The organism is Pseudomonas sp. LB3P58, assembly GCF_054897895.1.
The window spans coordinates 6360115-6373704 of sequence record NZ_JBUBVE010000001.1; the positions used below are offsets into that span (position 1 = coordinate 6360115).

A 13590-nucleotide genomic window follows, 5' to 3' on the forward strand; every position below is an offset into this window, starting at 1 on the left:
GGACGACCGGTCAGCGATCACGTCGGCAACACATCCAGCGGTATTTTCAGTTTGGCCGCCAGCGCTTGCGCCTCCAGATGCCCGGCAGGCGCCAGCAAGCGCAATGTCGTACCCGCTTGCGACGCCATTTTCTGCGCTTCATTCACCAGGCGCTCGGCCACGCCACGACGACGGGTGATTTTTCGTACGCATAGTTGGGACAGATGCCAGACATCCGAGTGCCGTTGCAGACGTGCCGCGCCCAAAAGCCGATCGTTGAAGCGGCCAGCGATCAGCGAGCCGTCCAGCAGGCAGGCTTCGATCAGCTGCAAATCTCCGGCAAACGGGGCAAACAGCCAGTCCGGAGCATCGCGGTAGATTTTCTGTAGATCTTGCTGATCCTGATATGTGGCTTCGTTCAACGGCTCGACAATGATCGGCATGAGGGCTCCTTCAGTGGTACGAGAACTGATGACATACAAAAGGTGATATCACTTTGATTTTTCTGTCACGTACAGATGGTAACCTCTGCCGGTTCGTCCGTCCTTCTGCGACGTGATGTCGCACCAAAATGGAGCTTCACCTCAAAAACAGTCATGCGTGCGCATAAAGGCTGGGGGTGAGGAGCGCTGACGAACCATTCTAATAATTGGGGGATACACAATGACCACGAGCATCACGGCGGACGGCCTCAAAGCCGACCAGCCCGCGTTCCTGTCCAAGGAACGCATCATCGCCAAGCCCGGTTTCAACCGTTGGCTGGTACCACCGGCCGCCCTGGCCATCCACCTGTGCATCGGCATGGCCTACGGCTTTTCGGTGTTCTGGTTGCCACTGTCCAAAGCCCTGGGCGTGACCAAGGCAGTGGCCTGCGCGCCGGACATGAGCTTCATCTCGCAAGTCTTCTCGTCCCAATGTGACTGGCCGATCTCGATGCTCGGCTGGATCTACACCCTGTTCTTCATCTTCCTCGGTTGCTCGGCCGCCATTTGGGGCGGCTGGCTGGAACACGCCGGGCCACGCAAGGCTGGCGTTGTATCGGCGCTGTGCTGGTGTGGCGGTCTGCTGATTTCAGCTCTGGGGGTCTATACCCACCAGATATGGCTGATGTGGATCGGCTCCGGGGTCATTGGCGGTATCGGCCTGGGCCTGGGTTACATCTCGCCGGTATCGACCCTGATCAAGTGGTTCCCGGACAAGCGCGGCATGGCGACCGGCATGGCGATCATGGGTTTCGGTGGTGGCGCGATGGTCGGTGCTCCGCTGGCCGCAGCCTTGATGGGCCACTTCGCTTCGCCAACCAGCGTCGGCGTATGGCAGAGCTTCCTGGTGATGGCCGCGATCTACTTCGTGTTCATGATCGGTGGCGCACTGTCCTACCGCGTTCCGCCAACCGGCTGGAAGCCTGAAGGCTGGACCGCTCCGGCGAAGAAAGCTTCCAACGCGATGATCACCCACCGTCACGTCCACGTGAACGTGGCGTGGAAAACCCCGCAATTCCGTCTGGTGTGGCTGGTGCTGTGCCTGAACGTTTCGGCGGGTATCGGCATCCTCGGCATGGCTTCGCCGCTGTTGCAGGAAGTATTCGGCGGCAAATTGATCGGTGTGGACCTGCCATTCGGTCAACTGGACGCTGGGCAACTGGCCTCGATCGCTGCGATTGCTGCCGGTTTCACCGGTTTGCTGAGTCTGTTCAACATCGGTGGCCGGTTCTTCTGGGCCTCGTTCTCGGACTACCTGGGCCGCAAAAACACTTATTTCGTGTTCTTCGCGCTCGGTTTTGCGCTGTACGCGTTGATCCCGAACCTCGGTCACCTGGGCAACGTTGCGCTGTTCGTAGCGGCCTTCTGCATCATCCTGTCGATGTACGGCGGTGGTTTTGCGACGGTGCCGGCTTACCTGGCGGATCTGTTTGGTACACAAATGGTCGGCGCGATCCACGGTCGTCTGCTGACGGCGTGGGCGGCGGCGGGCGTGTTGGGTCCGGTGTTGGTGAACTACCTGCGTGAGTATCAGCTGAGCATCGGCGTTGAACGCGCCGCGGCTTACGACATCACCCTGTACATCCTCGCGGGCCTGCTGGTGCTGGGTTTCATCTGCAACCTGCTGGTGCGTCCGGTGGCTGACAAGTACTTCATGACCGATGCTGAACTGGCTGCCGAACAGGCGCTGGGCCACGACAAGGGTGCTGACAGCAGCACCGTATTGGAGTGGAAAGCGGATGCGGGCACCAAGCCTTTGGCAGTGGCTGCGTGGCTGGTGGTGGGTATTCCGTTGGCGTGGGGTGTTTGGGTGACCCTGCAGAAGACGGCTGTCCTGTTCCACTAAGTTAAGTAAACGCATCACCCCTGTGGGAGCGAGCCTGCTCGCGATAGCGGTCTGACAGTCGACAGAGATGTTGAATGTGATGGCCTCATCGCGAGCAAGCTCGCTCCCACATTTGTTTTGTGGTGTGTACAAATGGCTTGTATGGACATGTCTATCCCCGACAACACGGGATTCACTCCGTCAGTGATATCACCTCCCGTGTTTCTGTTTGGCGCCCGCGCCCCTATAATGGTTGCCTTTTTCGCCCAATGATTTTGCGGAGCTGGTGATGGCCGAACGTAAGGCGTCAGTCGAGCGCGACACTCTGGAAACCCAGATCAAAGCCTCGATCAACCTGGATGGCACCGGAAAGGCCCGATTTGATATCGGTGTTCCTTTTCTTGAGCACATGCTGGACCAGATCGCCCGTCACGGGCTGATCGACCTGGATATTGTCAGCAAGGGCGACCTGCATATCGACGACCACCACACGGTGGAAGACGTCGGTATCACCCTGGGTCAGGCCTTCGCCAAAGCCATCGGCGACAAGAAAGGCATCCGTCGCTACGGCCACGCCTACGTGCCGCTCGATGAAGCGCTGTCGCGCGTGGTGATCGACTTCTCCGGCCGCCCTGGCCTGCAGATGCACGTTCCCTACACCCGTGCCACCGTTGGCGGCTTCGACGTTGACCTGTTCCAGGAATTCTTCCAGGGCTTCGTCAACCACGCGCTCGTCAGCCTGCACATCGACAACCTGCGCGGCACCAACACTCACCACCAGATCGAAACCGTATTCAAGGCTTTCGGCCGCGCGCTGCGCATGGCGGTAGAGCTGGATGACCGCATGGCCGGTCAGATGCCATCGACCAAAGGCGTTCTGTAATGCAGACGGTCGCGGTTATCGATTACGGCATGGGCAACCTGCACTCGGTGGCCAAGGCCCTCGAGCACGTCGGTGCCGGCAAGGTCTTGATCACCAGCGATGCCGATGTGATTCGCGAAGCCGACCGGGTGGTTTTCCCCGGCGTCGGCGCGATTCGCGACTGCATGGCGGAGATCCGTCGCCTGGGCTTCGATTCGCTGGTGCGCGAAGTCAGCCAGGACCGCCCGTTCCTCGGCATTTGCGTCGGCATGCAAGCCTTGCTCGACACCAGCGAAGAGAACGACGGCGTTGACTGCATCGGCCTGTTCCCGGGCGCGGTGAAGTTCTTCGGCAAAGACCTGCACGAAGACGGCGAACACTTGAAAGTCCCGCACATGGGCTGGAACGAAGTGCAGCAGAAGGTGAGTCACCCGCTGTGGCACGACATTCCGGACCTGGCGCGTTTCTACTTCGTGCACAGCTACTACATCGCTGCCGGTAACCCGCGGCAAGTGGTGGGTGGCGGTCACTACGGTGTCGATTTCGCTGCGGCGCTGGCCGATGGCTCGCGTTTCGCCGTGCAGTTCCACCCGGAGAAGAGCCATACCCATGGCCTGCAATTGCTGCAGAACTTCGCCGCGTGGGATGGTCGCTGGTAAATGGCCGTCAAGAAGAAGCCGCCGATCCTGACCCTCACTCCCGAACAGGAGAACGAGGCCAATCACAAGATCAAACGCTTTATGGAAGATCGCTTCGAACTGGACCTGGGTTCGTTCGAAGCGGCTGAAATCCTTGAGCTGTTTACCCGTGAAATTGCGCCGCACTATTACAACAGGGCGATTTTCGATGTGCAGACGCACCTCAAAGAGAGGTTCGAAAGCATCGAAAGCGACTTGTGGGCGCTCGAGAAAAACTGATTTTCGAGCGAAGCTGAACAATCGAATTTGAAGGTTTGCCAGATGCTGATTATTCCCGCTATCGATCTTAAAGACGGTGCCTGTGTTCGTCTGCGCCAGGGCCGCATGGAAGATTCCACGGTGTTCTCCGATGACCCGGTGAGCATGGCTGCCAAGTGGGTGGAGGGCGGTTGCCGTCGTCTGCATCTGGTCGACCTGAACGGCGCCTTCGAAGGCCAGCCGGTCAACGGCGAAGTGGTCACCGCCATCGCCAAGCGCTACCCGAACCTGCCGATCCAGATCGGCGGCGGTATCCGTTCCCTGGAAACCATCGAACACTACGTGAAGGCCGGCGTGAGCTACGTGATCATCGGCACCAAAGCCGTGAAAGATCCGGCCTTCGTTGCTGAAGCCTGCCGCGCGTTTCCGGGCAAAGTGATCGTGGGTCTGGATGCCAAAGACGGTTTTGTCGCCACTGACGGCTGGGCTGAAATCAGCACCATTCAGGTGATCGACCTGGCCAAGCAGTTCGAAGCCGACGGCGTGTCTGCGATCGTTTATACCGACATCGCCAAAGACGGCATGATGCAGGGCTGCAACGTTCCGTTCACCGCTGCGCTGGCCGCCGCGACGAAGATCCCGGTCATTGCTTCCGGTGGCATCCACAACCTCGGTGACATCAAGTCGCTGCTCGACGCGAAAGCGCCAGGCATCATCGGCGCGATCACCGGTCGGGCGATCTACGAAGGCACTCTCGATGTCGCTGAAGCGCAAGCTTTCTGCGATTCGTACAAAGGCTGAGGACTGACCATGGCGCTGGCCAAACGCATCATCCCTTGCCTGGACGTGGATAACGGCCGGGTGGTCAAGGGCGTCAAGTTCGAGAACATCCGTGATGCCGGCGACCCGGTGGAAATCGCCCGTCGTTACGACGAGCAGGGTGCCGACGAAATTACCTTCCTCGACATCACCGCCAGCGTCGATGGCCGCGACACCACGCTGCATACCGTCGAGCGCATGGCCAGCCAGGTGTTCATCCCGCTGACCGTGGGTGGCGGTGTGCGAACCGTGCAGGACATTCGCAACTTGCTCAATGCCGGCGCGGACAAGGTTTCGATCAACACGGCTGCGGTGTTCAACCCGGAATTCGTTGGTGAAGCGGCTCAGCATTTCGGTTCTCAGTGCATCGTCGTTGCCATCGACGCCAAGAAGGTCTCCGGCCCGGGCGAAACCCCGCGCTGGGAAATCTTCACCCACGGTGGTCGCAAGCCAACCGGTCTCGACGCCGTTGAATGGGCGAAGAAAATGGAAGGCCTGGGTGCCGGTGAAATCCTGCTGACCAGCATGGACCAGGACGGCATGAAAAACGGCTTCGACCTGGGCGTTACCCGCGCGATCAGCGATGCATTGGGTATTCCGGTGATTGCTTCGGGCGGCGTTGGCAACCTGCAGCACTTGGCCGACGGCATTCTAGAAGGCCACGCCAGTGCGGTGTTGGCGGCGAGTATTTTCCACTTTGGCGAATACACCGTGCAGGAAGCCAAGGCCTACATGGCTCATCGCGGCATCGTGATGCGCTAAACAAACCGATACAGGCCAGTGGACATCATGGCGGGCTCAGGGCACTCTTGGGTACGCCATGGATTTCGGTAGCCAGACATGCTTAGACGCCTTCTTCTTGCCCTCGCCAGCGCTTCTCTATTGCTCGTCAATGGAGCGCATGCCGCAGAAAATCCCGACACCGGTCTGGTGTTGCTGACTGAAAATTTCCCCCCCTACAACATGGCGAAGAACGGCAAGAACTTCGCTCAGGACGAGAACATCAATGGCATCGCGGTGGACATCGTCCGCGAGATGTTTAAACGCGCCGAAGTCACCTACAGCCTGACGTTGCGTTTTCCTTGGGAGCGAATCTACAAGCTCGCCCTGGAGAAGCCCGGTTACGGCGTATTTGTGATGGCGCGGTTGCCGGATCGCGAGAACCTGTTCAAGTGGGTTGGCCCGATCGGGCCGGATGACTGGATCATGCTGGCCAAGGCCGATAGCAAGATCAGCCTTGAGTCGCTGGAGCAGGCGCGCAAATACAAGATCGGCGCCTACAAGGGCGATGCGATTGCCGAGACATTGGCCAAGCAAGGATTGAAGCCGATAGTCGTGCTGCGGGATCAGGACAACGCGAAGAAGCTGGTCAATGGCCAGATTGATCTGTGGGCCACGGGTGATCCGGCCGGGCGCTATCTGGCGCGCCAGGACGGTGTGACCGGGCTCAAGACCGTGCTGCGATTTAACAGCGCCGAGTTGTATCTGGCATTGAACAAGGACGTGCCGGATGACGTCGTCGCCAAGCTGCAAGCCGCGCTGGATCAGCTACGCAAGGAAGGCGTGGTGGACGACATCATGGCGAAGTATCTGTAACCATCACTTCGATGCAACCTGAGGCGGAGCGGCCGGCGTCGCGCTCAAGTACACGGCACTTGTAAACACGTTATTCAACATCGCCCTTGTCAGCTGCAGTTCCCCTGAGGCGACGCCGATAATGCACAGTGCATGTGCGCCGCTTTGTGGCCCGATTTCAGTATTGATGTAAGCATCTTCAGCGCTGATGGCGGCGCTGTAATTGTCGGAAGCTTTGCAGTCCCTGGCGTTATGGACCGTTTTGTAGCGATAGAAGGGCGCCTCGAGGGAGAACCTGAAGTCCCACGTAGGCAATACGATCTGCTCATCCACGTTTTGCGTTCTATGAACGTATGACTTGAGCTTCCAGGGCTCCGTGACAGTCAGTTCGACCGGCTCCAACGAACAGTTCGCCCCATCGCTGGTGAAGACACCGTCAATAAAGCAGTTGTGTAGAAAGTTGGCAGAGTAGCTGTAGTTGAAACGGCCAGCCGTGCAGGACGTCGAGTGCTCACAGCCAGGCGGCGCTGGTGTATTGCGCGAGCTCACGACTTTACTGACGATGCCGGTGATTTCATTGGTGCGGCGGTTCAGCATCGGGCTACCGGAGCTGCCAGGGCGAAGGTCGCAGCTGTTTTTCATGGCCAAAGGGAACACCCCGGGGTGGTCGATGAACGTTCCGGCGGTTTGTTCAGTGCAGGCACTCAATCGAAGCCCTTGTTCGGTAAAGCCGCTCGGCGCGCCAATGTTAAGCGCATCATGACTCTCGTTGGTTTGATGGGACGCCAGCTTGAGCGGGTTGACCCCGGCGTGTATCAGCGACGCCAATGTTGCGTCGACCTCCAGTACTGCAAGATCGGTCCCGACCAGACTGCTCCATCGGGCAGTCCGGATGGCGTATTGGCGCTTACGCTGTGGCATGTCATGAAAGTAGTGGAAGGTGACGCTGGCTTTCAAAGGCAGATGGGTCCGCGCCGAACCGTACTGAAACAACACGCAATGACCGCTGGTGAGCAGGTAGGCAGGGCCGGTGGCTCGGCCTTGGCTGTTTCGCGTATCCAGTAGAACGGCGCCGCAGGTCAAGCCCGATTGGAGATTGAGTCGTCCCACGCCGCTCCAGATTTCATAAAGATGTTCGCTGTTTTGCAGTGCCCTTGACGGTGAGTCGTTGACGGCGCCTTCGCCCAGATCGCGGGCCTGCACTGCGGAAATAGCCAGCAAGCCAATCAGCCCCGCGAAGTAAAAGAAGCTACGGTATTTCATGTCCATTCCTTGGTGATGAAATTCAGGGTGAGCGCTATCGTGGCACGCGGCGGTGTACCGGCAGGTATAAATAGTTATCGCGAAATGGAGTGGGCTGCGAGGAATTATCGGGCGGTCGGGAGGCGGTACTGGCCATCCTTGCCGTGCGCTGCCGTTGCACGATTGCCGCGCACGCTGATCATCTGTTTGATGTCGATCCAGTCAATGCCCTGAGCCTTGAACTTGGGCAATTCACGTTCAAGCACCGCTAATGTCTGCGGATACGGATGCCCGATCATCACTGCAGAACCCTGCTTGCGCGCCAGGCTGATAGCCGTCTGTAGCTGAGTAAAAATCGCGGCTTCAGTGGGCTCATTATCGAGAAATACATCTCGCGAGACGCTGGCCAGACCAATCTTCTGCGCCTCGGCGGCGGCGACTGTCTGAGCACTGGTACGGCTGTCGACAAAGAACTTGTGCCGGCCCTGCAGCTCGGCCATCAGCCAGGCCATCGCCGGTTGCTGGGCGGTCATGCGGCTGCCCATGTGGTTGTTGATGCCGCTGGTGTAAGGCACGGCTTTGAACGCCGCATCAAGACGCTTTTGCAGTTCTTCGATGGGAATCTCGGGATGCCAGGCAAACGGACCGGTGGCCGGGTCCATGGGCATGTGCAGGATGACGATCTTTCCGGCGCGATGGGCCTCGCGTGCGAATTCGGTGGCGTGGGGTGTGTCAGGCATGATCGCCGTGGTGACCGGACCGGGCAGGGCGAGCACGCGGCGATCCCGGGGCAGGTTCTGCCCCAGGTCATCGATGATCAGAGTGATGTAGGCCTTTTGAGGGGCGGGTGCTGCGTGAGCAACACCCGCCAGACAACACAGCAGACCGAGGAATAACCGCAGGCGCATCTCAGCGGCCGGAGGTGATGCTCAACCCTTTGAGCAGGCTCAGGGCCTGGGCCAATTGATAGTCATCATCCTGCGGCATGGCCTTGGCTTTGCCGCTGGAGCTGGTCGGTTTGTCGGCGCCGCCGTTGCCATTGCCCAGGTGACCTTGCAGATCGGCTTCCTTGAAGTACTCGCCGTCCTGCTCGTTGGTGATCTTGGCCTTGCGCACTTCGATGTCCGGAACGATGCCCTGAGCCTGGATCGAGCGACCGTTCGGCGTGTAATACAGCGCCGTGGTGATCTTCAGTGCGCGTTCGTTGTTCAGCGGCAGGACGGTTTGTACCGAGCCTTTGCCGAAACTGGTGGTGCCCATGACCACCGCGCGTTTCTGATCCTGCAAGGCACCGGCGACAATTTCCGACGCCGAGGCGCTGCCGCCGTTGATCAGCGCGACCATTGGCACGGCTTCGCTTTCGTCCTTGCCGGTGGCGGAGAAGCGCAGTTCGGAGTTGGCGATACGGCCCTTGGTGTAAACGATCAGGCCTTTGGTGATGAAGTGGTCGACCACTTCAACCGCCGCTTGCAGCACGCCGCCCGGGTTGTTACGCAGGTCGAGGATGATGCCTTTGAGCTTCTTGCCGTTGTCCTTGCGCAGCTTGGCCAGGGCCTTGGAGACTTCGTCGCCGGTCTTGACCTGGAACTGGGTGATGCGGATGTAGCCGTAGCCGGACTCCAGCAACTGACTCTTCACGCTCTTCACTTGAATGATGGCGCGGGCCAGGGTCACGTCGAACGGCGTACCGCCGTCGCGCACCAGGGTCAGGGTGATTTTCTGGCCGATCTTGCCGCGCATCTTGTCCACGGCTTCGGTCATGCTCTGGCCGCGGGTCGGCTGGCCGTTGATCTTGACGATGAAGTCGCCGGCCTGGATGCCAGCCTTGGAAGCCGGGGTGTCATCGATTGGCGAAACCACCTTGATGAAACCGTCTTCGGCGCCAACTTCGATGCCCAGGCCGCCGAATTCGCCGCTGGTGCTTTCCTGCAATTCAGCGAAGTCTTCCGGGCCCAGGTAGGCGGAGTGCGGGTCGAGGTTGCTGAGCATGCCCTTGATGGCGTTTTCCAGCAGGGTCTTGTCGTCCACCGGTTCGACATAGGCAGCCTTGATCCGATCCATGACCTCGGCAAAGGTGCGCAACTCTTCCAGAGGCAACGGCGCCTTGGTGGTCGCAGCAGTGCCCGCAGGCGCGACAGCCGGAGCAGGTTGAGCGGCGAACGCCAGAGGCGCGCCGATCACCAGGGCGATCGTCAGGGCCAGCGAGGTAAGGCGGGACAAATGCAGCATGTCGAACGAACTCCTGAAGTAGATGGCGTACTTATCCTTGCGCACGACACCATTGCGCCGGATCACTCGGGTGACCCTGCTGACGAATAGCGAAATACAGCGCTGGTGTGTCCTGCCCGCCACTGCTACCGACAGTGGAGATGGACTCTCCGGCTTTTACCACGTCACCCGCAGACTTGAGCAGCGTCTGGTTGTGACCATAAAGACTCAAAAAACCGTTGCCGTGGTCGAGAATCACCAGCAGCCCGGCGCCTCGCAACCAGTCGGCAAACACCACGCGACCGCCATGCACGGCGTGCACCTGGCTGCCGGCAGAGGCGCTGATCATCACGCCATCCCACTTGGTGCGGGCGTCGTCGCCACGGGTTTCGCCAAAGCGTGCCAGCAGTCGACCATCAACGGGCCACGGAAGTTTTCCCCGGCTTGAAGCAAAGGGGCCGCCAAAGGTCTCGCCTGAACTTGAAACCAGTGCGCCGGGTGTCGATTTAACGGGTTTGCGTGGGGCATCAGTGGTGTCTGCATCTGCTGCAGCCTGAGCCTCACGTAAACGCTTTTTTTCGGCTTCCTGCTGGGCGATCAGCGCTTTTTGCCGCGCTTCTTCTGCCTCTCGGGCCTGACGGGCCAAGGTTTCTTCAATGGTTTTAAGGACTTTAGACAGGTCTGCCTGATCCTGCTCGCGGGCTGCCAGCTTCTGATCGCGGGCCTTCACGTCGTCGCTAAGCTTGGCCAGGACTTGCTGGCGCTCCTTGCGGACTTTGTCGAGTTCGTCACGCTGGCTGTCGAGGCTGCTTTTCTGCACCAGCAATTGCGCCTGCTGCATGGCGATGTCTTTTTCGACATTGGCCAGTTGGCGCAGGGTTTCGTTGAAATTCTTCAGCTGCTCCAGGCGGGCCTGGCTCAGGTAGTCGTAATAGGTGAGGGTGCGGGCGAATTTTTCCGGGTTCTGCTGGTTGAGCAGCAGCTTCAAGTACTCCTGACGGCCGTTCTGATAGGCCGCGCGGGCCTGAATGGCGATCAGTCGCTGCTGTTCAATTCGCGCGCTCTGGAGTTTTTTTTTCTCGGCATCGAGTCGCTGCAGCTCGGATTCGCTTTTCTTCAGCTCTTTTTGCAGGGCATCGACCTGCTTCTCGAGCTTGCCCATCTCGGTTTCGGTGCCTTTGAGGTCTTTTTGCACACCGGATTTTTCTTCCTGGAGCTTGCCCAGCAGCTTTTTCAGCTCGGCAATGTCCTGACGCGTGGCGTCCAACTGTTGTTGGGTTTGCGCGCGCTCGTCAGCAAAAGCCGGTTGGAGCAGGCAAGTCAGAGCAAGGGCTATCAGGACGCGAAGCATAGAGGCGGGCGACACCAGGGAAAGGGACAGCCTAGTATGCCCGCCAAGCGCTGCAAAAAAAACGCCCAATTGGGGCTGTGTGATAACTGGACCGGGTAGCGGAGAAAATTGCTCTATCAAACCACCCAAAACCAATGTGGGAGCGAGCCTGCTCGCGATGGCGTCCTAATATTCAACATCGATGTTGGCTATCAGATTGCTATCGCGAGCAGGCTCGCTCCCACAGGGTTTTGGCGGTGTTTGATGGGGCGGGTTACACCAGAATCGAGGTCCCGGTCATTTCCGCCGGTTTTTCCAGACCCATCAGCATCAGCATGGTCGGTGCCACATCCGCCAGCACGCCGCCGTCGCGAACCTTGAAGTCACGCTTGCCGACATAGATGAACGGCACCGGTTCGGTGGTGTGCGCGGTATGCGCCTGGCCGGTGGATGCGTCGGACATCTGCTCGACATTGCCGTGGTCGGCAGTGATCAGCGCTTCGCCACCGACTTTTTCCAGGGCATCGACGATGCGGCCAACACACAGGTCGAGGCATTCAACGGCTTTGACGGCCGCGTCGAACACACCGCTGTGGCCGACCATGTCGCCGTTGGCGTAGTTGACCACGATCACGTCGTAACGCTGGTTTTCGATGGCATCGACGATGCGGTCGGTGACTTCCGGGGCGCTCATCTCGGGCTGCAAGTCATAAGTGGCGACTTTTGGCGACGGAATCAGGATGCGTTCTTCGCCCGGGAACGGTTCTTCACGGCCGCCGGAGAAGAAGAAGGTCACGTGGGCATACTTCTCGGTTTCGGCGATGCGCAGCTGGGTCTTGCCGTTTTTCGCCAGGTAGTCGCCCAGCACGTTGTCCAGGCTGCCCGCGGCGAAGGCCGATGGCGCAGGAATGCTGGCGGCGTACTGGGTCAGCATGACGAAGCCGGCCAGTTTTGGCTGGCGGGCACGTTCGAATTCCTTGAAATCGTCTTCGACGAATACGCGGGTCAGTTCACGGGCGCGGTCGGCGCGGAAGTTCATGAACACCACGGCATCGCCGTCTTCGACTTTCACCGGTTCGCCGATCGAGGTGGCTTTGACGAATTCGTCGCTCTCGCCACGTTCATACGCGGCTTGCAGGCCTTCCTGAGCGGTGGCGGCGTTGAATTCGCCGTTGCCATCGACAATCAGGTTGTAAGCCTGGGACACGCGATCCCAACGGTTGTCGCGGTCCATGGCGAAGTAGCGGCCGACAATGCTGGCGATCCGGCCTTTGCCGAGGGCCTGGAAGGCCGCATCCAGCAGTTCGATGGACGATTGAGCGCTTTTCGGCGGTGTGTCTCGGCCGTCGAGGAAGGCGTGCAGATAGATTTTTTCAGCGCCACGTTTGTAGGCCAGTTCGGCCATGGCAACCAGGTGATCCTGGTGGCTGTGAACGCCGCCATCGGACAGCAGGCCCATGAAGTGCACGGCTTTGCCGGCAGCAACGGCTTTATCGACAGCGGCGCAGATGGTCGGGTTCTCGAAGAACTCGCCGTCGCGGATCGATTTGGTCACGCGCGTGAAGTCCTGATACACCACGCGGCCGGCGCCGAGGTTCATGTGGCCGACTTCGGAGTTGCCCATCTGGCCATCCGGCAGGCCGACGTCCATGCCGCTGCCCGAGATCAGGCCGTTCGGCACGGTGGCCCACAGACGGTCCAGCACGGGCTTCTTCGCCGCAAAGATGGCGTTGGATTCAGGGCTCTCACTGTGACCGAAGCCGTCGAGAATAATCAGGACCAAAGGTTTAGGCGTGGTAGTCATGGATTCCACTCGTGGCTGAGTTAAAAGAGGGCGATGGAAAAGGGAGTGGCAGTTTAAAGCTAAGTTCCGACGGCGTCACCGCCGGACGGGGTTTGGCCCACCATAGTGGCTGTGTATACTGGCCGACATTTTAACGCCCTGGAACCTCCTTCGATGGTTGAACATCTGATTCAATTCGCCACCAACCACTACATTCTCGTGGGTATCTTCGTCGTACTGGCGGCCTTGCTGTTGGCCTATCAGATGCAAGGCGGCGGCCGCAGCCTGAGCACCGGTGAACTGACCGGGCTGGTCAACAAGGACGCGGGCGTTGTGATCGACATTCGTTCGACCAAGGACTTCGCCGCCGGTCACATTGTTGGCGCGGTGAACATTCCTCACGACAAACTGACCGCTCGCGTCGGCGAACTGGAAAAGCACAAGGCCAAGACCATCATCCTGGTCGACGCCATGGGCCAGACCGCCGGCACCCACGCCCGCGAACTGATGAAGTCCGGCTTCACCGCCGCCAAACTCTCCGGCGGTATTTCCAGCTGGAAAGGCGACAACCTGCCGCTGGTGAAGTGAT

The 13590-nt window shown here is 59.5% G+C and carries 14 protein-coding genes; 8 read left to right on the forward strand and 6 right to left on the reverse strand.

Annotated elements, in window-relative coordinates; translation table 11 throughout:
• Positions 1 to 17: 17 nt before the first annotated feature.
• A complete protein-coding gene (locus ACYZTZ_RS29655; protein ID WP_462000487.1) occupies positions 18 to 422 on the reverse strand; it encodes an acetyl-CoA sensor PanZ family protein in 405 nt (134 codons plus the stop codon).
• Positions 423 to 642: 220 nt separating this feature from the next.
• On the opposite strand from ACYZTZ_RS29655, the gene ACYZTZ_RS29660 reads away from it, so the two are divergent.
• From ACYZTZ_RS29660 to ACYZTZ_RS29690, 7 genes are all read left to right on the forward strand, one after another.
• Positions 643 to 2307, forward strand: coding sequence for an OFA family MFS transporter (locus ACYZTZ_RS29660; protein WP_462000488.1), 1665 nt, complete (start codon positions 643 to 645; stop codon positions 2305 to 2307).
• 268 nt (positions 2308 to 2575) lie between these two features.
• Positions 2576 to 3169 (forward strand): imidazoleglycerol-phosphate dehydratase HisB, encoded by a 594-nt coding sequence (hisB, locus tag ACYZTZ_RS29665; RefSeq protein ID WP_003218037.1) that lies wholly within the window; start codon positions 2576 to 2578, stop codon positions 3167 to 3169.
• Entirely contained in the window at positions 3169 to 3807 is a 639-nt protein-coding gene (gene hisH / locus ACYZTZ_RS29670) for an imidazole glycerol phosphate synthase subunit HisH (RefSeq protein ID WP_462000489.1), read from the forward strand. Before hisB ends, hisH begins: the two co-directional genes overlap by 1 nt.
• Positions 3808 to 4065: a DUF2164 domain-containing protein gene (locus tag ACYZTZ_RS29675; RefSeq protein ID WP_008024930.1), complete on the forward strand. Its 258-nt coding sequence runs from the start codon at positions 3808 to 3810 to the stop codon at positions 4063 to 4065.
• 42 nt (positions 4066 to 4107) lie between these two features.
• Entirely contained in the window at positions 4108 to 4845 is a 738-nt protein-coding gene (gene hisA, locus ACYZTZ_RS29680; RefSeq protein ID WP_033058290.1) for a 1-(5-phosphoribosyl)-5-[(5-phosphoribosylamino)methylideneamino]imidazole-4-carboxamide isomerase, read from the forward strand.
• A 9-nt stretch (positions 4846 to 4854) separates the two neighbouring features.
• Complete coding sequence (gene hisF, locus ACYZTZ_RS29685; protein ID WP_007897430.1) at positions 4855 to 5625, forward strand: imidazole glycerol phosphate synthase subunit HisF; 771 nt, start codon at positions 4855 to 4857, stop codon at positions 5623 to 5625.
• Positions 5626 to 5703: 78 nt separating this feature from the next.
• Entirely contained in the window at positions 5704 to 6459 is a 756-nt protein-coding gene (locus ACYZTZ_RS29690; RefSeq protein WP_462000490.1) for a substrate-binding periplasmic protein, read from the forward strand.
• A gap of 3 nt (positions 6460 to 6462) precedes the next feature.
• On the opposite strand, the gene ACYZTZ_RS29695 is transcribed toward ACYZTZ_RS29690, so the two are convergent.
• From ACYZTZ_RS29695 to gpmI, 5 genes are all read right to left on the reverse strand, one after another.
• The gene (locus tag ACYZTZ_RS29695; RefSeq protein WP_462000491.1) at positions 6463 to 7701 is read right to left on the reverse strand and encodes a trypsin-like serine peptidase; all 1239 of its coding nucleotides are present in this window, start codon (positions 7699 to 7701) and stop codon (positions 6463 to 6465) included.
• 104 nt (positions 7702 to 7805) lie between these two features.
• Positions 7806 to 8588: a divergent polysaccharide deacetylase family protein gene (locus ACYZTZ_RS29700; protein WP_462000492.1), complete on the reverse strand. Its 783-nt coding sequence runs from the start codon at positions 8586 to 8588 to the stop codon at positions 7806 to 7808.
• Position 8589: 1 nt separating this feature from the next.
• Positions 8590 to 9909 (reverse strand): S41 family peptidase, encoded by a 1320-nt coding sequence (locus ACYZTZ_RS29705; RefSeq protein WP_056745477.1) that lies wholly within the window; start codon positions 9907 to 9909, stop codon positions 8590 to 8592.
• A 31-nt stretch (positions 9910 to 9940) separates the two neighbouring features.
• Positions 9941 to 11239 carry a murein hydrolase activator EnvC family protein gene (locus ACYZTZ_RS29710; RefSeq protein ID WP_462000493.1) on the reverse strand — a complete coding sequence of 433 codons (1299 nt, stop codon included), beginning with the start codon at positions 11237 to 11239 and terminating at the stop codon, positions 9941 to 9943.
• Positions 11240 to 11492: 253 nt separating this feature from the next.
• On the reverse strand, positions 11493 to 13022 hold the full coding sequence (gene gpmI / locus ACYZTZ_RS29715) for a 2,3-bisphosphoglycerate-independent phosphoglycerate mutase (RefSeq protein ID WP_462000494.1): 1530 nt from the start codon (positions 13020 to 13022) through the stop codon (positions 11493 to 11495).
• 153 nt (positions 13023 to 13175) lie between these two features.
• On the opposite strand from gpmI, the gene ACYZTZ_RS29720 reads away from it, so the two are divergent.
• Positions 13176 to 13589, forward strand: coding sequence for a rhodanese-like domain-containing protein (locus tag ACYZTZ_RS29720; protein WP_033058272.1), 414 nt, complete (start codon positions 13176 to 13178; stop codon positions 13587 to 13589).
• Position 13590: the final 1 nt, after the last annotated feature.